Annotated in this window: 23 protein-coding genes; 11 read left to right on the top strand and 12 right to left on the bottom strand. The window is 66.9% G+C overall.

Annotation, left to right across the window (positions count from 1 at the left end; genetic code table 11):
- Positions 1–11 precede the first annotated feature (11 nt).
- Positions 12–413, bottom strand: coding sequence for a hypothetical protein (locus tag L1081_RS31560; protein ID WP_489417412.1), 402 nt, complete (start codon positions 411–413; stop codon positions 12–14).
- Between the two features lie 36 nt (positions 414–449).
- Complete coding sequence (locus L1081_RS31555) at positions 450–872, bottom strand: universal stress protein (RefSeq protein ID WP_489417411.1); 423 nt, start codon at positions 870–872, stop codon at positions 450–452.
- A gap of 196 nt (positions 873–1,068) precedes the next feature.
- Here L1081_RS31555 and L1081_RS31550 point away from each other — a divergent pair, with 196 nt between their 5' ends.
- The 3 genes from L1081_RS31550 to L1081_RS31540 are packed head-to-tail and all read left to right on the top strand — an operon-like array spanning position 1,069 to position 3,478.
- Entirely contained in the window at positions 1,069–1,596 is a 528-nt protein-coding gene (locus tag L1081_RS31550) for a flavodoxin family protein (protein WP_489417410.1), read from the top strand.
- A gap of 11 nt (positions 1,597–1,607) precedes the next feature.
- Complete coding sequence (locus L1081_RS31545) at positions 1,608–3,107, top strand: trypsin-like peptidase domain-containing protein (RefSeq protein WP_489417409.1); 1,500 nt, start codon at positions 1,608–1,610, stop codon at positions 3,105–3,107.
- Between the two features lie 50 nt (positions 3,108–3,157).
- Positions 3,158–3,478 (top strand): TraR/DksA C4-type zinc finger protein, encoded by a 321-nt coding sequence (locus tag L1081_RS31540; protein WP_489417408.1) that lies wholly within the window; start codon positions 3,158–3,160, stop codon positions 3,476–3,478.
- A gap of 33 nt (positions 3,479–3,511) precedes the next feature.
- On the opposite strand, the gene L1081_RS31535 is transcribed toward L1081_RS31540, so the two are convergent.
- On the bottom strand, positions 3,512–4,096 hold the full coding sequence (locus L1081_RS31535; RefSeq protein ID WP_489417407.1) for a hemerythrin domain-containing protein: 585 nt from the start codon (positions 4,094–4,096) through the stop codon (positions 3,512–3,514).
- A gap of 155 nt (positions 4,097–4,251) precedes the next feature.
- Between L1081_RS31535 and L1081_RS31530 the strand changes: the two genes are divergently transcribed.
- The 8 genes from L1081_RS31530 to L1081_RS31495 all read left to right on the top strand — a co-directional run bounded on the left by L1081_RS31530 (position 4,252) and on the right by L1081_RS31495 (position 13,150).
- Positions 4,252–4,761, top strand: a complete 510-nt coding sequence (locus L1081_RS31530) for a universal stress protein (RefSeq protein ID WP_489418021.1) — start codon at positions 4,252–4,254, stop codon at positions 4,759–4,761.
- Between the two features lie 57 nt (positions 4,762–4,818).
- Positions 4,819–7,521 (top strand): GNAT family N-acetyltransferase, encoded by a 2,703-nt coding sequence (locus L1081_RS31525; protein WP_489417406.1) that lies wholly within the window; start codon positions 4,819–4,821, stop codon positions 7,519–7,521.
- Positions 7,522–7,663: 142 nt separating this feature from the next.
- Positions 7,664–8,164, top strand: a complete 501-nt coding sequence (locus tag L1081_RS31520) for a universal stress protein (protein ID WP_489417405.1) — start codon at positions 7,664–7,666, stop codon at positions 8,162–8,164.
- Positions 8,161–8,814, top strand: a complete 654-nt coding sequence (locus L1081_RS31515) for a BON domain-containing protein (RefSeq protein WP_489417404.1) — start codon at positions 8,161–8,163, stop codon at positions 8,812–8,814. Before L1081_RS31520 ends, L1081_RS31515 begins: the two co-directional genes overlap by 4 nt.
- Positions 8,815–8,825: 11 nt before the next feature.
- Positions 8,826–9,857 (top strand): alcohol dehydrogenase AdhP, encoded by a 1,032-nt coding sequence (gene adhP, locus L1081_RS31510; RefSeq protein WP_489417403.1) that lies wholly within the window; start codon positions 8,826–8,828, stop codon positions 9,855–9,857.
- A 28-nt stretch (positions 9,858–9,885) separates the two neighbouring features.
- Positions 9,886–10,146 carry a BON domain-containing protein gene (locus L1081_RS31505; protein ID WP_489417402.1) on the top strand — a complete coding sequence of 87 codons (261 nt, stop codon included), beginning with the start codon at positions 9,886–9,888 and terminating at the stop codon, positions 10,144–10,146.
- Positions 10,147–10,302: 156 nt separating this feature from the next.
- Positions 10,303–11,049, top strand: coding sequence for a winged helix-turn-helix domain-containing protein (locus L1081_RS31500; protein ID WP_489417401.1), 747 nt, complete (start codon positions 10,303–10,305; stop codon positions 11,047–11,049).
- Positions 11,050–11,053: 4 nt separating this feature from the next.
- Entirely contained in the window at positions 11,054–13,150 is a 2,097-nt protein-coding gene (locus L1081_RS31495; protein ID WP_489417400.1) for a PAS domain S-box protein, read from the top strand.
- A gap of 41 nt (positions 13,151–13,191) precedes the next feature.
- Here L1081_RS31495 and L1081_RS31490 read toward each other — a convergent pair whose 3' ends face one another.
- From L1081_RS31490 to L1081_RS31450, 9 genes are all read right to left on the bottom strand, one after another.
- Positions 13,192–14,544: an MBL fold metallo-hydrolase RNA specificity domain-containing protein gene (locus L1081_RS31490; protein WP_489417399.1), complete on the bottom strand. Its 1,353-nt coding sequence runs from the start codon at positions 14,542–14,544 to the stop codon at positions 13,192–13,194.
- Positions 14,545–14,590: 46 nt separating this feature from the next.
- Positions 14,591–15,415: a universal stress protein gene (locus L1081_RS31485; RefSeq protein WP_489417398.1), complete on the bottom strand. Its 825-nt coding sequence runs from the start codon at positions 15,413–15,415 to the stop codon at positions 14,591–14,593.
- A gap of 95 nt (positions 15,416–15,510) precedes the next feature.
- Positions 15,511–16,221 carry an urease accessory protein UreH domain-containing protein gene (locus tag L1081_RS31480; protein ID WP_489417397.1) on the bottom strand — a complete coding sequence of 237 codons (711 nt, stop codon included), beginning with the start codon at positions 16,219–16,221 and terminating at the stop codon, positions 15,511–15,513.
- A 2-nt stretch (positions 16,222–16,223) separates the two neighbouring features.
- Positions 16,224–17,645, bottom strand: coding sequence for an oxygen-independent coproporphyrinogen III oxidase (gene hemN / locus L1081_RS31475; protein ID WP_489417396.1), 1,422 nt, complete (start codon positions 17,643–17,645; stop codon positions 16,224–16,226).
- Complete coding sequence (locus L1081_RS31470; RefSeq protein WP_489417395.1) at positions 17,642–17,893, bottom strand: hypothetical protein; 252 nt, start codon at positions 17,891–17,893, stop codon at positions 17,642–17,644. The genes hemN and L1081_RS31470 overlap by 4 nt, the downstream gene beginning before the upstream one ends.
- A complete protein-coding gene (locus L1081_RS31465) occupies positions 17,890–18,180 on the bottom strand; it encodes a FixH family protein (protein ID WP_489417394.1) in 291 nt (96 codons plus the stop codon). Before L1081_RS31465 ends, L1081_RS31470 begins: the two co-directional genes overlap by 4 nt.
- Before the next feature lie 10 nt (positions 18,181–18,190).
- Entirely contained in the window at positions 18,191–19,630 is a 1,440-nt protein-coding gene (gene ccoG / locus L1081_RS31460) for a cytochrome c oxidase accessory protein CcoG (protein ID WP_489417393.1), read from the bottom strand.
- A gap of 13 nt (positions 19,631–19,643) precedes the next feature.
- Positions 19,644–20,558 (bottom strand): cytochrome-c oxidase, cbb3-type subunit III, encoded by a 915-nt coding sequence (gene ccoP, locus L1081_RS31455; protein ID WP_489417392.1) that lies wholly within the window; start codon positions 20,556–20,558, stop codon positions 19,644–19,646.
- A gap of 18 nt (positions 20,559–20,576) precedes the next feature.
- A complete protein-coding gene (locus L1081_RS31450; protein WP_489417391.1) occupies positions 20,577–20,717 on the bottom strand; it encodes a CcoQ/FixQ family Cbb3-type cytochrome c oxidase assembly chaperone in 141 nt (46 codons plus the stop codon).
- Positions 20,718–20,722: the final 5 nt, after the last annotated feature.

Genomic DNA, 20,722 nt, shown 5'->3' with positions numbered 1-20,722 from the left:
GTGACGCCTGTCTATCGCGCGGGCGATTGGAGCTTTTCCCGATCCTGCATCATCTGCATGGTCATGTCCTTCATGGCCATGCAGCGTTTCATCATTTCTTCAGACGGGACTCCGGCCTGCGGGGTCGGAGCGGCGCCCATCTGGCACATCATCGACATCCCCCCTTGCATGGCTTTCATGTGGTCGGCCATCAGCGCCTGTCGTTCCTGGGGCGTTTTGGCAGCCATCATCTTTGCGTGCATTTCGCGCATCTGCGCCATCTGCTGGTCCGACTTCATCGCTGCAGGCGAGAACGCTGCGGACGGATGGTGCAGCAGATGATCCTTGTCCTTCTTGCCGACTGTCGAGGGCAGCGCGGTGCAACCGGCCAGGAATAGCAGTGCAACCGAGCCGAGTGTGTGAATGGCGTTCATGGCAAATCCTTGAAGAGTTGATCGGGAATCGCTGGTTCAGCGCACCAGCAGCACGGGCACCGTGCAACGGGCCAGCACCTTCATCGCCACCGAACCCAGCACCAGGTTCGTCAGCGCGCCGTGGCCGCGCGATCCCATGATCACGAGGTCGAACTTTCCGTGCTCTGCAAAGGCGGATATCTCGTCCGCCGGATGGCCGACCTTGTGGGCGAATGCGGCCTCGATGCCGCGCGCGGCCAGCGCGGCGCGCACCGGCTCCAGGACGACACGTGCCTCGTCTTCGTAGTAGGTGTGCACCAGATCCGGCCCCGCGAATGCCGCGGCGCGATGCGGCACCGGAAGCACGGCAGTGAAGACCGTGAACGCGTGGCCGGCGCCGGACCATTCCTTGTGCGCGCCCAGGTAGTCGAGCATGCGAGCCGTGTATTCACTGCCATCGACGGCGAGGAGGATCTTCATGATGTTCCTTTGTTGTCTCGGTGGAGATGGGCAGATGTTCGCCCGCGACTGGAGATTCGCCTTGCGCCAGATCAACGCAGCGACGCATCGCGCACACCCTGCCCTTGCGGCGCCGCTTGCCCGTTTGATTCAACGCAAGGCAGCTGCCCGGCATGCGGCCTACATTGGTTTCTTCATGAACACACCTGGGACAGCCATGAACAAGATCCTCGTGGTCGTTTACTCCTACACCGGAACCTCACGCAAGGTGGCGGATCTGCTGTGCAGCCAGCAGGCCTGGCCCATGGCCGAGATCGTCGAAACGAGGCCGCGCGCGGGCGCCCTCGGCGGCTTGCGGTGCCTGCTCGATTCGGCCTTCCGCCGGCACCCGCCGATCCGCTACGACGGTCCGCGCACGAAGAACTTCGACGCCGTGGTGCTGGTGTCGCCCATCTGGGGCCAGCGCCTTGCGGGGCCCATGCGCAGCTTCGTCGGCATGCGGCGCAATCACCTGCCCAACGTGGCCGTGATATCGGTCATGGGCGGGCGCGGCGCTCCCAACGCCGTCGCCGAGATCAGCCGCCTGATCGGACGCGCGCCCATCCTCGACGCGGCCTTCACCATGCGCGAGGTGGACAACGGCAGCTTCGCCACGCGGCTGGAGGCATTCGGCACCGCAGTGCGCAACGCCGAGGGGGCGCAGTCGACAGTGCGGCCCGTCGATCTGTCCCCACAGGCGGTTTGACCGGATACGCCGTGCACCCAATCCAACGTTTCATCGCCGCTCCCGCATGCGCCGGCTTGCTTGCGCTTCTCACGGCTTGCGCCGCAGGGCCTGCGCCGCTCGCCGCTCCGGCCCTGCGGGACGGGCCGCCCGCCGGCTCGCCTTCGGCACCGGCTTTTTCCTCGCTCGTCGCGAGCCGCAGCGCCTCGGTGGTCGACATCAGCACCCTGCGCATCGGACGCGACCAGAGCCCGCAGGACATCGAGCTGGAGATCGCGCCCGAACACGACTTCGCCGACCGCCTTGCCTGGCCGCTGCCGGCCAGCGTGCGGGTCAGCCAGATCCGCGACCTGGCATCCGGCGTGATTGTTGGCAGCGACGGCCTGATCCTCACCAGCGCGCACGTGCTCGCGGAGATCGACGAGGCCCAGGTCCGCCTCGACGACGGCCGGCGCTTCACGGCCCGCGTGATCGGCACCGACCAGCGCACCGATGTCGGCCTGCTGAAGATCGATGCCACCGGCCTGCCGGTCGCCCTCATCGGAGATTCCTCGCGGCTCGCCCCGGGCGACTGGGTGGCTGCCATCAGCGCACCGTTCGGGTTTCACGGCAGCGTCACGGCGGGCGTGGTGAGCGCGGTCGACCGCCTGATGGGCGGTGCCGGGAGCGTTCCCTACATCCAGACCGATGTGGCCATCAACCCGGGCAGCTCGGGCAGCCCGCTCTTCGACAGCCGCGGCGAAGTCGTTGGCATCAACTCGATGATCTACAGCGGCAGCGGCGGCTACATGGGCCTCTCGTTCGCCGTGCCGATCAACCTCGCGATGCGGATCGCCACGCAGCTGCGTGCCGGCGGAACCGTGCGGCGCGCCCACCTGGGTGCCGAGTTTCAGGAAGTGACGCCCGCGCTGGCCCAGTCCTTCGCCCTGCCCGCGCCTTCCGGCGCGCTCGTGGTTCGCGTCGATGCAGGCAGCCCCGCCCTCACGGCCGGCCTTGCGCAGGGGGACATCGTCACGGCGTTCGACGGCATTCCGGTCGCGCGACTGACCGACCTGCTGCAGCAGATCGGCGAGCGCGTGCCCGGAGACCGCAGCCGGATGGAGGTCTGGCGGCGGGGGGCGCAGCGCACCGTCTGGATCACGCCGTCGGCGCCGCGGGCCACCAGAACCGCCCTCCTTCCGCCCGACCCGACGCCTGAATGGAACGACGGGCTGGGGTTGGTTCTCGGTGAAGTGCCTGCCACGCAGAAGGCGCTGCTTCGCATCGACGGCGGCCTGCTGGTGCGCGAAGCCGCCGGGCTGGCGCGCAGCGAGGGCATCCGTGCCGGCGATTTCATTGTGGCGCTCAACGAGGTGCGCCTGGATCGCGTCGATCAGTTCAGGCAGGGCCTGTCGCGCATGCCCGCCGGAAAACCCGTCGCGCTGCTGGTGATGCGGGACAAGCGGCTCGCCTATGTCGCGGTCCGGCTACCGGACTCGAGGCCCACCACACCCGCTTTTCTTCAAACGCCAATTTCAACGAGAACGCAATGAAACACCTGTGTGCAAACGACCGTCGCGCCTTGGCCCGGGAACTCGAAGTCATGAAGGTCCAGGTACTCGAAGAACTCCGCGAAACCGAACCCGCCGGGCAGGCGGGCTCGATCGAGGGTGCGCACGAAGTGCGAAGCCACGCCGACCAGGCCGAGACCACGCGCCTGAACGACGTGCACTCTGCAGAAGTCGACGTCGACCGCCTGCGATTGGGCGAGATCGAGCAGGCGCAGCAACGCATGGCTCTAGGTCTCTACGGCATCTGCATGGACTGCGGCGAAGACATTCCGCGCGAGCGCCTGCTGGCACGGCCCATGGCCATTCGCTGCACCTCCTGCCAGGTCGCGCTGGAACTGCACCAGCGCCGCTAGGACGCCGAAAGAGCCCGCCCCTTCCGCTGCCGCCTAGGCAGCCGGCCCGAGGCCGATGGGTGCGGGCACGATGTTCACGATGCGGGTGAAAAGCGCCTCGTATTCCCGCTCCGGCGGATAGCCGGTGAGCGGATCGCGGTTCCTGCCGAAGGCCTCGTCGAGCTCACGCCAGTCTTCGGCGGTCAGTACCTTTTCCGCGAGCGGAAGAATCTCGCGCTCTTCCACAGCCATGTGGTCCAGGTAGAAATCGACGTATTGGGACATGGCCGCCTCGAAGGCTGCCCGGCGCGACTCGCCCAGCATCTCGAACGCCAGTAGCGCATGCTCGACGTTGCGGACCTTTCGCTCGCCCCAGGCATGGTCGTTGTCGAGCCGGTCCATCAATTCGCGGGATATCGGCGTCCTTGCGCGCAGCTTCGGAAACAGCAGCTCGCTTTCCTTGCGGTGATGGCGCTTCTCGGGAAATTCGTCGACGTAGAACAACATCGCCCGCAGCGCCGCGAAGTCGGGAGTGGTTCCCTTGCGGCGATGCTGCTCGAGCAGCATGTTGATGGAACGCAGCATCGCGGCAAGTGCCGCGTGCTCCTGGTGAATGATGCGAATGGTGGCGTGTGTCATGAATGGCTCCTGTGCGTACCCGAGGGTCTCAAATCCGGACACGCACGGAGTTGCTGCAGATCAAACCCGATGCGTCCGCTTGATCGATATCAAGTGACGTCTCGCCCCGGGCCGGATACTGGCTGATGACCACTTCAGACCCAAGCGAGGACACCATGTACCAGCGAATTCTTGTTCCTGTCGATGGAAGTTCGACATCCAGCCATGGCCTGGCCGAAGCCATTCGCCTCGCCAAGCTCACCGAAGGACGCCTGCGCCTGATGCACGTCATCGACGAACTCTCTTTCGCCCTGGCGATGGACGCCTACGCGGGCCACACCGGCGACTGGCTCGCCGAGTTGCGCGCCACGGGCACCAAGCTGCTCGAGGAAGGCAAGGCAAAGGCCGCCGCCGAAGGCGTCGAGGCCGATTTCGTGCTGTGCGACAACTTCCGGGGTGCCGTTCCCGAGCGGGTCACGGCCGAAGCCTCGTCCTGGCCCGCGGATTTGATCGTGCTCGGAACGCACGGGCGTCGCGGCCTCGGGCGCATGGTAATGGGCAGCAGCGCGGAAAAGATCCTTCGGACCGCGGCTGTTCCTGTGTTGCTGATTCGCGCACCCGAAGCGCAGGCCAAGGCCGAGGCCGCCCGTTTCACGATGCCGAGCGGCCTCGTGGCGAGCCAATAGGTCAGCTGTTCGGGGCGGCGCCCATCGGCACCCCAGACCCTATATCCGGAGACCCCCTTGAGCATCCGCCATCTCGATCGCCTGTTGTCGCCCGCATCCGTTGCCGTGTTCGGCGCATCGAACCGGCCGGGCAGCGTCGGCGCCACGGTGTGGCGCAACTTGCGCGCCGGCGCTTTTTCCGGACCGGTCTACGGTGTGAACCCGAAGCACGCCATGCTGGACGGCGTGCCGGTGTACGCCAGGGCTTTGCAGTTGCCCTCGGCGCCGGACCTCGCCTTGATCTGCACGCCGCCGCACACGGTGGCTGCGTTGATCGGCGAACTCGGCGCGCTCGGCACCCGTGCCGTGGTCGTCGTTAGTGCCGGCCTGAGCGCCGAACAGAAGCAGGCGGCGCTCGACACTGCGCGTCCGTACACGCTTCGGCTGCTGGGCCCCAACTGCATCGGGCTGCTGAACCCGCACATCGGGCTCAATGCCAGCTTTGCCCACTGCGATGCGCTGGCCGGAGACATTGCCTTTGTGTCGCAATCCGGCGCGCTCGTGACCGCGGTGCTCGACTGGACGCGCAGTCGCGGTGTGGGTCTCTCACGGCTGATCTCCCTTGGCGACCATTGCGATGTCGATTTCGGCGACCTGCTCGACCACCTGGCCAACGACGCCCAGACCCGGTCGATCCTGCTGTATGTGGAAGCCATCGAGTCGCCGCGCAAGTTCATGTCGGCCGCGCGGGCGGCCGCACGCAACAAGCCCGTCATCATCGTCAAGGCCGGCCGCGCCGGAAATGGCCTGCAGGCCGCCGCGTCGCACACCGGGGCGCTGGCGGGCTCCGACACGGTCTACGACGCGGCAATCCGGCGCGCCGGAATGCTGCGCGTGGACACCTTGCAAGAGCTGTTCCTCGCCGCCGAAACGCTGGCGCGCTTCCGCACCAACCGGAGCACCGGGCTCACCGTCATGACCAACGGCGGCGGCGCCGGTGTCATGGCGGCCGACGCGGCCGCGCGTGCCGGCATTGCGCTGGCGGAGCCCGGCGCCGCGCTGCTCGCCCGGCTCGATGCCGTGCTGCCGCCCAACTGGTCGCACGCCAACCCGATCGACATCATCGGCGACGCGCCGGTCGAGCGCTACTTCGAAACGCTTTCGGCCCTGCTTGCGGAACCCGGCACGGGCGCGGTGCTCTTCATCCATGCGCCCACGGCCATCGTGCGCAGCGAAGACATCGCGCGCGCCTGCCTGCCGCTGGTGCGCGGCCACACCTCCCGCGTGATGAGCGCCTGGCTCGGCGACGCGGCGGTTGCGCAGGCGCGCAAGCTTTTCGAAGATGCCGGCGTGGCCGACTACGCCACGCCCGAGGAAGCCGTGCACGCCTTTGCGATGCTGCAGACTTACCGGCGCAACCAGGAGATCCTGACCGAGACGCCCGAGGCCAGCCGGAACCCCACGCCCGATGCGGCTTCAGCGCGCGGCCTGCTGGAAAACGCCATGGCCGAAGGCCGCGAATGGCTGGGCGAACAGGAGGCCAAGGCGCTGCTGGAGGCCTACGGCATCGACACCGTTCCCACCGTCGCGGTGGCCGCCTCGGCCGATGCCGCGGTGGCGGCCGCGCGCGGGCTCGGCTATCCGGTGGCGTTGAAGATCCTGTCGCGCGACATCACGCACAAATCCGACGTGGGCGGCGTGCAGCTGGCATTGGCCGACGAAGCGGCGCTGCGAGACGCCGTCTTGAGAATGCGGGATGCGGTCGCCGCTGCGCGGCCCGGTGCACGCATTGATGGCTTCACGGTGCAACCATCGGTGCGGCGGCCGCATGCGCAGGAGGTCATCGTCGGTGCCAGCATCGACAGCGTCTTCGGCCCGGTGATCTTGTGCGGCCAGGGCGGCACCGCGGTGGAAGTCGTCGCCGACACCGCCGTGGCGCTGCCGCCGCTCAACCGGGCGCTGGCGGGCGAACTGGTGTCCCGCACCCGCATCTCGCGCCTGCTGGCCGGCTACCGCGACCACCCGTCCGCCAGGATCGAAGCGCTCTACGACGTGCTGATGGCGGTGTCGCAAATGCTGGCCGATCTGCCGCAGCTGGCCGAGTTGGATATCAATCCATTGTGGGTCGACGAGCACGGCGCCCTGGCGCTCGATGCGCGCGTGCGGCTTTCGAGCAGGCCGTTGGGCGGCGCCGACCGCTTTTCCATCCTGCCTTACCCCACGCAATGGGTTCGCACGCAGGAATGGAACGGCCGCTCGATCGTGGTGCGGCCCATTCGCCCCGAAGACGAAGCGCAGCACCGGCGCTTCCTCGAATCGCTCGACCCCGAAGACATCCGCATGCGGGTCTTCCACAGCCGCAACGAGCTGCCGCGCAGCGAACTTGCCCGGCTGACCCAGATCGACTACGACCGCGAAATGGCCTTCATTGCCGAAGCCCGGGACGAGAAAGGCGCAACGCAAACGCTGGGCGTGGCCCGCACCGTGAGCGATCCCGACAACGTGGAAGCCGAGTTCGCCATTGTGGTGCGCTCCGATCTCAAGGGCCAGGGACTCGGCACGCTGCTGTTCGACCGGCTCATCGAGCACGCAAGGCATCGCGGCATCGAGCGGCTCGTCGGCCTGGTGCTGCGCGAGAACACCCGCATGCTGAAGTTGTCGCGCGCCATGGGCTTCGAGGCAGACCCCGCCGAACCCGCGGACTCGGGGCTGCGGCGCATGGTCCGGAACCTGACCGGTACGAAGCCGGCAACCGCGCGCCAGGCCGAGAACGTGCGTTGAAACATCGGTCTTCGCTCAGCTCCTTGCCGCTGGCTTGACGTGGCGCAAGTCCGCCTCCGCGGTCCAGCCGAAAAATCGAAGCGTTCGCCGATACGGCCGGAGGCGAACTCCCCTTCAGCCCGGCCCAAAGGAAGACAACGCCATGTACCACCGCATTCTTGTCCCCATCGACGGCAGTCCCACTGCGGAGCGCGGCCTGCGCGAGGCCATCCGCCTGGCGTCGGAGCAAAAAGGAAAGCTGCGTCTGTTGCACGTGATCGACGACTTTCCGATGCTGATGGAGATGTCGACCATCTCCAGCTTCGAGGCCGGCCTGCAGAAGATGCGCGACTACGGGGCATCCGTGCTGGCGGCCGGCAAGGCTGCTGCATTGCGCTCGGAAGTCGAGGCCGACACCATCCTGCGCGAGGTCACGCGCGGGCGGATTGCCGACGTCGTGATCGAAGAGGCCAAACACGCGGCATGCGACTTGGTCGTGATGGGTACCCATGGCCGGCGCGGCTTCAGCCGCCTTGCGCTTGGAAGCGACGCGGACCTTGTGGTGCGCGGCAGCCCGGTACCCGTGCTGCTCGTGCGCCAAGAATCCGGCAGCGAACCTGCTTCGAGCAACGCAAACGCCGCCGAGGAGACGGGAAGCCGATGAAAACCGATGCACAACTCAGGGCCGGCGTGCAAGCCGAACTGGCGTGGGACCCGGCTGTGAACGCTGCCGACGTAGGCGTCATCGTCGACCATGGCGTGGTCACGCTGACGGGACATCTTCGCAGCTATGCTGAGAAACTCGCGGCGGAACGCGCTGCGCTGCGCGTCAGCGGCGTAAAGGCGCTGGCCATCGAGACCTCCGTCAAGCTGGCCGCCGGACTGGAACGCACCGATGCCGACCTTGCCCAGGCTGTCGAACGCGCACTCGAATGGAACGTGCAGGTGCCCCGCGGCGCGATCAAGCCCATGCTGGAGGGCGGGTGGGTCACGCTCTCCGGGGAAGTCGACTGGGACTACCAGCGCCGGACCGCCGAATTCACGGTGCGCAACCTGCTGGGCGTTACGGGCATCACGAACCTGGTGAAGATCAAGCCGCGACGAAGTTCCGCCGACGTGGAGCGGCAGGTGCAGGACGCGCTCATTCGCATCTTCCGCGGCGAGCCGCGGCAGGTGGCGGTCGATGTGAACGGCTCTCAGCTGGTGCTGCGGGGCAAGGTGCGTTCCTGGGCGGAATTCGACGCTGTCCGCGATGCCGCCTGGTCGGCGCCGGGGATCGTTTCCGTGGTCAACGAACTGGCTGTCGAAGCCTGAGGAACAACACCATGCAAACCATGAAGGCTGCCGTCGTACGGGAATTCGGGCGCCCGCTTCAGATCGAGGAAGTCGCCGTTCCCGATGTCGTGCCCGGCCAGGTGCTGGTGAAGGTGGTCGCATCGGGCGTATGCCACACCGACCTGCACGCCGCCGACGGCGACTGGCCGGTGAAACCCACCCTGCCCTTCATTCCGGGACACGAGGGCGTCGGCTTCGTCGCGGCGGTGGGCGCCAGCGTCAAGGACGTGAAGGAAGGCGACCGCGTGGGAGTGCCCTGGCTGCATACGGCCTGCGGGCATTGCGAACATTGCATCACCGGCTGGGAAACGCTGTGCGACCACCAGCAGATGACCGGCTACACCGTGAACGGCGGTTATGCCGAATACGTTCTGGCCGACCCCGGCTACATCGGGCGGCTGCCCGCGAACGTGCGCTTCACCGAGATCGCGCCCGTACTGTGTGCGGGCGTCACGGTCTACAAGGGCTTGAAGATGCTCGACTGCAAACCGGGCGACTGGGTGGTGATATCGGGCGTGGGAGGCCTCGGGCATCTTGCCGTGCAGTACGCAAAGGCCATGGGCTTTCACGTGGTGGGCGTCGACATCCACGACGGGCAACTCCAGCTGGCGAAGGCGCTCGGCGCGGACATGGTCATCAACGCCACCACGCAGGATCCGGTGGCTGAACTGCAGCGCACGTTGCGCGGTGCGCACGGCGTGCTGGTCACGGCGGTGTCGCGCAGCGCCTTCGGCCAGGCGCTGGGCATGCTGCACAAGCGCGGCACCATGGCGCTGGTCGGCCTGCCGCCGGGCGACTTTGCGTTGCCGATCTTCGACATGGTGCTCAACGCCAAGACGGTGCGGGGCTCGATAGTCGGTACGCGCAAGGACCTGCAGGAGGCACTGGAATTCGCCGGCGAGGGCAAGGTGCGAGCCGTCTGCACCGAAGACCGTCTCGACAACATCAACGAGGTGCTGGACCGCATGCGGCAGGGCCGGATCGAGGGCCGCGTCGTAATGCGGATCGCCGATGCGGAGTAAAGAGTCTCGGTTTTCCGAAAGGTCGAAAATGAACCCCGATATTCAACTCAGGCACGAGGTCTTCGCCCAGCTTAACTGGGACCCTGCGGTATTTGGATGCGACGTCGACGTGCGGGTGAAGGACGGCGTGGTCACCCTGCACGGCCAATTGGCCAGCGAGGACCTGAAGGCGGCGGTCGAACGTGCCGTGCGCCGCGCGGAAGGCATCGCCATGATCGTCAACAAGCTGACCACGGCTGGTTCTTCTGCGAACGAAACCGTGGAAAGCGCCGCGTTGCCGGGCCCCTGAACTCGGTGCGGCGGTTTTGGCGGTGGTCTTCAGGGCCGGCGCTCGCCCCTCCGTGCCACGACGGAGCACAAAAAGCATGCCTTGCCACGGCGTGCGTGCTACGCTTGTCCGGTCAACAACGCCAATGACATCTGCGCCCCCATCCAAGTTTTCTGAATGAAATCCGCATTTCACATCGCGGTCCTCGATGACGAGGTCGACATCACGCAGCTGCTGGCCAACTACCTTCAAAGCCACGGCTTTCGCGTGACCCAGTTGCACGACGGCCCCTCCCTCATGACGCTGATGGGCAGCGACCCGGCCGACCTCGTGCTGCTCGACCTGGGCTTGCCCGGCGAGGACGGTTTTTCCATTGCCCGCCGCATGCGCGAAAACTGGCGCTGTGGGCTTGTCATCGTCACCGGCCGCGGCGATGCGGTGGACAAGGTCGTCGGCCTCGAGGTGGGTGCGGACGACTACGTAACGAAACCGTTCGACCTGCGCGAGCTCGTGGCGCGGGTCAAGGCCGTGCTCCGGCGCCTTTCGCCCGACGATGTTTCCGCTGTCCCGGCGGCCGCGCCCGCCTCGTCCGCACCAGGCACTTCCGAGCGGCTCCGTTTCGCCGGTTGGCAGCTTGATCTTGCGGCGCGGAGCCTGACGAACCCGCAGGGGCAGGACGTGCCGCTCACCGGCGGTGAATTCGATCTGTTGTCCGCATTTGCGCAGCATCCGGGGCGCGTGCTCTCGCGCGACTTTTTGCTCGAAAAGACGCGCGGACGCGAAGCCGCACCCTTCGATCGCACCATCGACGTGCAGGTCGGCAGGCTGCGCAAGAAAATTGAAGCCGACGCGGACGATCCGCAAATCATCAAGGCGGTGCGGGGCGCGGGCTACATCCTGGTTCCGTCCGTCACGCGCGGTTGACCCCATGAAAACGCCCTCTTCCCCGCTCATCGCCGCGTTGCCCGGGCTGCCTTCGGGCATTGAAGAGAGCAGCGTCTTCCGTTCGCTCTTCATTGCCTATCCCGATGCGCTGCTGCTCGTCGACCAGGCGGGCGGCATTGTGCTGGCCAACCCCTCGGCAGCCAATCTGCTGGGCTACGCGGTCGACGAACTGGTAGGCCTGAATGTGGACGTTCTGGTGCCCGACAGCATCCGGCCGCGCCATGCCTCCTATCGCGAGGCCTATGGCCGGGCTCCTCGCCCGAGACCCATGGGCACGCAGATGGAACTCGTCGCCAAGCGCAAGGACGGCAGCGAGGTGATGGTCGAGATCGCGCTCAGCCCGCTGCAGAACCAGGGCCTGCCGTTCGTGGTTGCCGCCATCCGCGACATTGGCGCCTACCCGCGCGTGAAGCAGGCGCTGCAGCGCGCGCGCTATAGCGACTATCTTGCGCAGTTGGGCCGCCTGGCCGTGGACACGCGCGATCTGCAGGTGGTGCTCAACCATGTGCCCACGATCGCCGCGGAAGCGCTGGAGGTCCAGGTGGCCATGGTGCTGCTGCTGGAAAACAGCCGGCTCGAATTCCGCGTCGCGAGCGGCGTGGGCCTGGTGCCCGGTGAAGAAATCGGCACGCGCATTCCCAGCCACGCGAACACACCGCCCGGTTTCGTGTTCGCCGAGGGACAGCCGGTGGTGGTGTCCGACTACGGCGAAGAGCGCCGTTTCGCCGTGCCGCAGGCTTACCTCGATGCCGGGCTGGTCAGTGCGCTGGCCGTGCCCTTCTATGACCGGGGCCGGTTCATCGGCGTGCTGACGGTACGCTCGCGCGAGGCCAAGCGCTTCGGCGACGAGGAACTCCGGTTCCTCGAGTCGCTTTCCAATCTGCTGGCCACGAGCCTGCAGCGGGTGCAGACCGAAGAGGCACTCAACCACGCACAGCGGCTCGAAAGCGTCGGTCAGCTCACCGGCGGCATCGCGCATGATTTCAACAACCTGCTCACCGTCATCCAGGGCAACCTGCAGGTGCTGGAAGAGCTGCCCGCCATCGCCCAGGACGGGTACGCCCAGCAACTGGTGGGCGCCGCGGCACGGGCTTCGCGGCGCGGCGCCGAACTCACGGGCAAGCTGCTGGCCTTCTCCCGCCGGCAGATGCTGCAGCCCGACTCGGTGGACACGCATGCGCTGCTGCAATCCCTGGCCGACATGCTGCGGCGCACGCTCGACCAGCGCATCGGCATCACGATCGACACCACACCCGGATGCCCGCCCGTACTCGCCGACCCCGGGCAACTGGAATCGGCCTTGCTCAACATTGCCATCAATGCACGCGATGCGATGCCGGAGGGCGGCACGCTGCACTTCCGCACCGAAGCCTGCGGCGGGCTTCCGCCGGAAGTGCGCAATGAACTGAGCAATGGCGATGCGCACGGCGGCTTCGTCGCCATTTCCATCACCGACAGCGGAATGGGAATGACGGAGGAAGTGAAGGAACGCGCGTTCGAGCCCTTCTTCACGACCAAGGAGGTGGGCCGGGGCACCGGGTTGGGCCTGAGCACGGTGTACGGCTTCGTGAAACAGTCGAAAGGCGCCATTGCCATCGCGACGCGTCCGGGCGCGGGCACAACCCTGACGCTTTACCTCCCGCAGCTGTACGCTGCGGCGCCTCCGGCTGCGGATGAAGAAGACGGCGAAGAGGCGATTCCTGCGGGGCTGCGGGTCATGCTGGTCGAGGACGACCCCGAGGTGCGCAATGTCGTTCACACGTTTCTCGCCACGCTCGGCTGCAGCGTGGTGACAGCGGGTACGGCCGAACAAGCCCTTTTGAGCATGGAATCGGATGCAGAGACGTTCGACGTGCTGCTGAGCGACATCGCGCTCGGCCCGGGCATGCGCGGAACCCGGCTCGCGACCGAGGCGCAGCAACGTTTCCCCGGGCTCGCCATTCTCCTCATGTCGGGTTTTTCGTCGGAGCTGCTCGATGCCGACCGGGATGTACCGCAAAGCTGGGAGCTGCTTCGCAAGCCCTACTCGCGCGCCGACCTGGCGCGCGCCCTGGCCCGGGTGCTGGCGGCACGGTCCTAGCTGCCGCGAGAAGTCCCCGTGGTGGCGGCGGCCGCCATGCCTCACAACTCTCGCGACTCGCGGTAGTCAGGCACGGTGCAGGGCCATCCGTAGCGCTCCTCGATGGCCAGCCTCAGCGCGTCGGCGGCCACGGGCTCGCCATGCGTCACGAACACGCGACGCGGTGATTTCTGCGACGAGAGCCATGCCAGCAGCTGCTCGCGGTCTGCGTGGGCGGAGAGGGTTTCAAGGTTCGCCACTTCGGCCCGGACGGGCACGTAAGTGCCATGGATCTTCACCGCATCCGCGCCGCCCACCAGCGTCGCCCCGCGCGTGCCCGCGGCCTGGAAGCCCGCGAACAGAATCGTGTTTCTTGCATCGGGCGCATAGGCCTTCAGGTGATGCAGCACGCGGCCGCCGGTCGCCATGCCGCTGGCCGACACGATGATCGATGGATAGCTCAGGCTGTTCAGGCGCTTGGATTCTTCGATCGTGTTGACGATGATCGTCCGTCCGCTCATCTCCGCGCATTGTTCGGCGCTCATGCGGTGCTCGTCGAGGTGCGCCTTGTAGAGACGCGTGGCATCCGCGGCCATCGGGCTGTTGAGGTAGACCGGCATGTCCGGTATGCGCCCTTCTCGCTTGAGCGTCTGGATGCAATGCAGCAGCGTTTGCGCCCGCCCCACGGCGAAGGCCGGCACCACCAGCACCCCGCCGCGCGCGGCCGTGCGGTTGATCACGCTCGCCAACTCGGCGAGCGTGTCGGACGCCAGGTGCAGGCGATTGCCATAGGTGGACTCCACCGCCACGTAGTCCGCCGGGGCGGCCTCTTGCGGCGGCCTCATCACCTGGTCGTCGCTGCGGCCCAGGTCGCCGGAGAAAAGGATGCTGCCTTCGTCCCATGCAACGCGCAGGCTGGCCGCACCGAGGATGTGGCCGGCACGGATCAACTGCCATGACCAGCCGGGCCACGGTGAGCATTCGTCGTCGAACGAAACGCATTCGAACCGTTTCAGCGCGGCTCGCGCGTCCTGCTCGGTGTAGAGCGGCAGCGCGGGCTTGTGTTTCGAAAATCCGTGCCGGTTGGCAAAGTCGGTCTCTTCTTCCTGCAGCCGGCCGGAATCGGGCAGCAGCAGTTCGCATAGCTCGCGGGTGGCAGCGGTGCAATACACCTTGCCCTTGAAGCCGAGCTTCACCAGCCGGGGCACAAAGCCGCTGTGGTCCATATGGGCATGGGTCAGCAGCACGGCATCGATGGCCGAGGCGTCGAAAGGCAGCGCGTCCCAGTTGCGCAGCCGCAGCTGCTTCAGGCCCTGGAACAGCCCGCAGTCCACCAGCAGCCGCCGGCCCTCGTGCGTCAGCAGGTACTTGGAACCGGTCACGGTGCCGGTGCCGCCCAGGAAATCGATGCGCATGACGCCTCCTCTATATCGGTACGTCTGTGTGTGTGGCGGCTCGCCCTCAATGCGACAGCAGCACCGGCAGAGTCATGGTCTCGAGAATGGTCCGCGTGGCGCCGCCCAGGATCCACTCTCGCGCACGGCTGTGGCCATAGCAACCCATTACGAGCAGGTCTGCGCCCAGGTCGGCCGCCATCGACAGTAGCTTGTTGCCGGCATCGCCGTCTTCGCGGCCTTCCGCATGCAGCGAGACATCGGCAATGCCCTGCGCGGCAAGATAGTGCTGCAGTTTCTTCAGCGATGCTTCGGCGTCCTCGCCGTAGCTGGCCGCGTGCACGCGCGAGGCGGTGCGCAGCCAGGGCAGCGAGGCCGATACGGCGCGCGCGGCCTCGGGCGTTTCTTTCCACGCCACCAGGACGGTGCGGCCGACCGGCTCCAGCCGGCCCGCGTAGGGCAGCACCAGCGCAGGGCGCCCGCTTTCCACCAGCAGGTCCGGCAGGAAGTCCACGGGTAGTTCGGAGGCCATGGGATCTTCGGGATTTCGCTGACCCAGAATTACCAAGTCGGCGTACAGCGCATGGCGGGAGAAACCCCATGGTGCATCGCTTTCCGGTTCGGTCCAGTGCATGCGAGGCGAGCCCGCCGCGTGGGCCGTGAAGCTGGCGTACATCCTGTCTCGCGCGGCCTTGTCGCTCTCTCGCATGATCGCGATGGCTTCGGCAGCACCGTCCAGCGCGAAGGGATAGCGCATAAGTGCCGACATGGTGCACGGCATACCGGTCACCTGCGCATCGAACGCATCGGCCAGGCGGCGCGCCAGCTCGATGCGCGGGGCCGTGCGGTCCGAGCTGTCGAGATGCAAGAGGATCGATTTCGGGGTCTGCATGAAAGCTCCTTCGGGGGATGATGGGCGTATGCGCAGACCTTAGGCCTGACGGGCGGCGTCGGCCTTGCGCAGCATCAAACCGGGCGGATCGCCGCTCAGCGGCACCAGATCTCGATCTGGTGGCTGAGGTCCGACCAGAGCGCCTGCAGCGCCACGGCCGCGAGCAAGGTGCCGGCCAGCCGCGCCCCCCAAGCCCGGGCACCGCCGGCTCCGCTCCAGCGCAGCCGCTGCCAAAGCCAGGGCGCCAGCACCAGGGAGAGGCCGCTGCCGATGGCGAAGAGCAGCATCGCCAGCCCGCCCTGCAGCGGCCCATTGCCCAGGCTGGCCAGCAACAGCGCCGAATAGAGCAGCCCACAGGGCATTGCCACCCAGAGCGCGCCGGTCGCCAGGACGCCCCAAGCCGTGCTTGCGGCGAGTGGACGGAGACGGGCTTCCAGCGTGCGGCCGATGCGCTGCGCCCACACCGGCTGCCGGCCCGCGACCGCCAGCATTGCACCCCAGGCGAAGACGAACACGTGCAGCAGCATCCAAAGCGGCTTGAGCGCGGCGACCTGGGTGCCGGCCTCCGCCAGGCTGTTCACGCTCGCCGCCGCAACGACGCCGGCCACGGCGTAGCTTGCGATGCGGCCGATGTGGAAAGCCGCCTGCGCCGCCAATGCCGCGCCGCCTACCGGGCGGGCTCCCGCCAGGACAGGAGCCGGCACGATGCGGATCACGGCGGCAGAAGCCGCGCCGCACATGGCCACGCAGTGCGGGCCGCCGGCCAGGCCCATCAGCAACGCAGCACCGGCGAGCGCTGTCTGCATGGTCAGACCACGCGCGAAAAGCGGGTGCGGTTTTCGCGGCAATAGCGGTCGAACACCATCGCGATGGCGCGCACCACGAACCAGCCCTGCGGAGTCACTTCGATGTCGTGGTCGCTGACGCGCACCAGGCCCTGCGCGGCGAGCGGTCCGAGCGCCGCGAGCTCGGCAGCGAAGTAGTGCCGGAAATCGATACCGTGTGCTTCGCCCGCGGCGTCGAAACCGACGCGCCCCTTGCACATCACCGCCATGATGACCGCGCGCCGCACAACATCGTCGCGCGAGAGCGCAATGCCGCGAACCACCGGAAGACGGCCCTGGTCGAGGAGGTCGTAGTACATCTCCAGGGTCTTGGCATTCTGGCTGTAGGTGGGGCCGATACGTCCGATGGCGGAAACCCCCAGCGCCACGAGGTCGCCCTCGGGCTGCGTGCTGTAGCCCTGGAAGTCGCGCTGCAGCAGCCCTTGCCGCTTGGCCACGGCGAGCGGGTCATCGGGCAATGCGAAGTGGTCCATGCCGATGTAGACATAGCCCGCGGCGGTGAGCGTCGCAATTGCGCTGGAGAGCATCCGAACCCGCGTCGCGGCATCAGGCAGTTCCTCCGCGGCAATGCGCCGCTGCGGCTTGAAGCGTTCGGGCAGATGGGCGTAGGCGTAAAGCGCAATGCGGTCGGGCCGGAGCTTGCAGACCTGCGTCATCGTGCGCCCGAATGACGCGTCGTTCTGGCGCGGCAGTCCGTAGATCAGGTCGACGTTGATCGACGTGAAGCCCAGCGCCCGCGCATCGGCCATCAATCCGAAAACCTGGTGCGCGGGCTGGATGCGGTGCACGGCCTTCTGCACGTCGGGATCGAAGTCCTGCACGCCGAAGCTCAGCCGGTTGAAACCCAGCGCCGCCAGGTGCGCGAGCCGTGCCGCGTCGACCGTGCGCGGATCGATCTCGATGGACTGCTCGCCGCCGGGAAGAAAATCGAAGGTTTCGCGCAGCATGGCGAGAAGCTCGCTCAGCTCCGTGTCATTGAGGAAGGTGGGCGTGCCGCCACCCAGGTGCAGCTGGCTCACGGTGGCGCGGCGCCTGAGCTGCGCGGCCTGGAGCCGGGTTTCGCGGGCCAGGTAGGCCAGGTACTGGGTGGCCCTCTCGTGGTGCCGCGTCACGACCTTGTTGCACGCGCAGTAGTAGCACAGCGACTCGCAGAACGGAATGTGCACGTAGAGCGAAAGCGGCGTCGCCGAAGCGTTCGTATCGCACCGGTCGCGAAGCGCCGACGCATAGTCGTCCGCGCCGAAGGCTTCGACGAAGCGGTCGGCCGTGGGGTACGAGGTATAGCGCGGACCGGCAACATCGAACTGCCGCAGCACGGCGGCGGACAAGGGTGCGGCATCGGAAACGACGGGGTCGTGGATGAAAGCGGTGGGAGTCGTGGTCATTGCGGATGCTCGGAAAGTTCGCGCGACGTCGGCTTGGCCAGCAGCGCGGTGAACGCGCTCGACGCTGCCGCCATGCCCCAGAAGATAAAGAAGGCTACGGTGTAGACGCCCAGGCGCGACATGCGAAGCGCTTCGCCGCCCCAATGCAGATCGGACGGATCGACCAGCGCGAACACCAGGATCTCGAGAGCGCAGGCCAGCAGGAAAGCGGGCCACAGAATGCTGATCGGCCGGCGGGGCCCGCTCATGGTGCGGCCTCGCGGCGCGGCGGCGGCACGGCTTCGGCCGGCGTTGCCGCATGGTTCCGCCCGGCGAGCGCGGGCATCAGCTTCTTGTCCGCCAGGGTCTTGTTGATCTCGACGCCCCGGCGGTAATAGTCTTCCGCCACCAGCGAGTCGGGGCTTTGCCATGCGTACCAGAAGGTCACGAAGCTCGCGACCACCACCAGCGCCGGCCCGGCAATCACCATCCAGAGCAGCGGATGCCGCCACCACCGATCTTCCGGCGTCGGCAGTTCGTTCTTTGTCGTGTTCATTTCGTTTCCTTCAGCGCGGCACCAGGAAAGCCGCTTTTTCCGACACCTGAACCCCGCCGCCCTCTTCCCGGATGTCGAAGTGCACCGTGTGCGAACCGGCCGGAACCGCGCCGTAGGGCACCTGCAGCCGCACGGCAACCCAGCGCGACTGGGCCGGCCCGACCGTCACGCGCTCGTCGGGCGAAACGCTCAGCCCCTCGATGCCGTGCGCGGCAATGCGGTAGTGGCGCGGCTCCTCGGTGGCATTCATGATCTGGAGCCGGTAGACGTTCTCGAGCCGGCCGCCTTCGACGATGCGGGCGAGCGATGCACGGTCGCGCACCACGTCGACCTTCAAAGGCGTGCGCACGACCAGGCTCGCGAGCAGTCCCGCCACCAGCAGCGCCAGAACGGCGGTGTAGACCAGCACGCGCGGACGCAGCACGCGGCGCAACAGCTGGCGGCGCGACCAGCCGGCCTCCATGCCGTTCTGCGTGTCGTAGCGGATCAGCCGCGGCGCATAGGACATCTTCTGCATCACCGTGTCGCACGCGTCGACACAGACGCCGCAGCCTATGCATTCGTATTGCAGCCCCTGGCGGATGTCGATGCCGGTCGGGCACACCTGCACGCACAGCCCGCAGTCGATGCAATCGCCCAGCGCCATGCTGCGCGGGTCGACGCCCTTGCGCCTCGGTGCACGCGGCTCGCCCCGCTTCGGGTCGTAGGTGACGATGAGCGTGTCGCGGTCGAACATCGCGCTCTGGAAGCGCGCATACGGGCACATGTACTTGCACACCTGCTCGCGCATGAAGCCCGCGTTGCCGTAGGTCGCAAAGCCGTAGAAGAAAACCCAGAACACCTCCCACGAGCCCATGCGGGTCTGCAGGAACGCCATGCCCAGCTCCCGGATGGGCGTGAAGTAGCCCACGAAGGTGAAGCCGGTCCACAGCGCGATGCCGATCCACACCAGGTGCTTGAACCACTTCTTCACCAGCTTCTCGAGCGACATCGATCCGGCATCGAGCCGCATGCGCGCGGTGCGGTTGCCCTCGATCTTGTGCTCCACCCACATGAAGATTTCGGTGTAGACGGTCTGCGGGCAGGCAAAGCCGCACCACAACCGTCCGGCCACGGCCGTGAAGAGGAAGAGTGCCAGCGCGCTGACCACCAGCAGGCCCGAGAGATAGATCAGGTCTTGCGGATACAGCACCAGGCCGAAGATGTAGAAGCGCCGCGCGGCCAGGTCGAACAGCACCAGTTGCCGCTCGCCCCACTGCGCCCATGGCATGCCGTAGAACACCAGCTGGGTGAGGAAGACCATCGCCCAGCGCCAGCGGGCGAACATGCCGCGAACGCTGCGCGGATAGATCTTCTTCGTGGCCTCGTACAGGCCTACCGAGTCGGCGCCGGCCGGAACAATGGGAATGATCTTGCGGGAGGCCGGGCTCGCAGGTACGGATGAATCCATGATGCGACCGGCGTCAGGGCCCCGAGACGGGCGCGTTGGAGAACCCCCAGACATAGGCGGCGAGCAGCTTGATCTGCGCCTCGGTCAGCCGGCCTTCCTGCGCAGGCATTGCACTGTGCTTGCCGGCGTTGATGAGCTGCACGATGGCCGTCTCGCCATAGCCGTGGAGCCAGACCTTGTCGCTGAGGTTGGGCGCCCCTACCGCCTGGTTGCCGACACCGCCGATGCCGTGGCAAGCGGCGCAGGCCGTGAACTTCGACTTGCCCAGCCCCGCGCGCACCGAGTCGTGCGGCTCGCCCGAAAGGCTCAACACGTAGTTCGCCAGGTTCTTCACGTCGTCCTGCGTGCCGACTGCCGCCGCCATCGGCGGCATCACACCGATGCGCCCCTTGGTGATGCTCTCTGCAATCTTCTCGGGCGTGCCGCCGTGCAGCCAGTCCTTGTCGGTCAGGTTCGGAAAGCCCTTGCTGCCTCGCGCGTCGGAGCCATGGCATTGCGAGCAGTTGTTCATGAACAGGCGCTCGCCGATGGCCATGGCCTTCGGGATGCGGGCGATGTCTTCCGCGGGCATGTTGTCGTACGCGGCATACACGGGCGCCAATGCCTTGTTGGCCTTGGCCACTTCGGCGCCGTACTCGGACTCGGTGCTCCAGTTCGCCTGGCCGCTGAAGCTGCCCAGGCCCGGAAAGATCACCAGGTATCCAGCCGAAAAGACGATGGTCAGAACGAAGAGCCCGATCCACCACATGGGCAACGGGTTGTTGGCCTCACGCAGGTCCTCGTCCCAGACGTGGCCGGTCGTGTTATCCGCATCGGACGGCACGCGCTTGCGGGCCGTGAGCCACAGCAGCAGCATGCATCCGAGGATGCTCAGCACCGTGCCGGCCGCAATGTAGTTCGACCAGAAGTTATTGACGAAATCGCTCATCGTGGACCTCTCTTTTCTTCAGTCTTGCTCGAACGGCAGGTGGGCGACTTCCTCGAAGCGGCCCGTGTTGCGGCGGGCATAAGCCCAGGCCACGATGCCCAGGAAGAGCACAAAGCAAAGAACGGTGGCGGCAACGCGCAAGGTGGTGATGTCGGTCATGGTTC

This window comes from Variovorax sp. MSC1_012, assembly GCF_023667525.1.
GTDB lineage: Bacteria > Pseudomonadota > Gammaproteobacteria > Burkholderiales > Burkholderiaceae_C > Variovorax > Variovorax beijingensis_B.
This window is presented reverse-complemented; position numbering and strand designations above follow the sequence as displayed.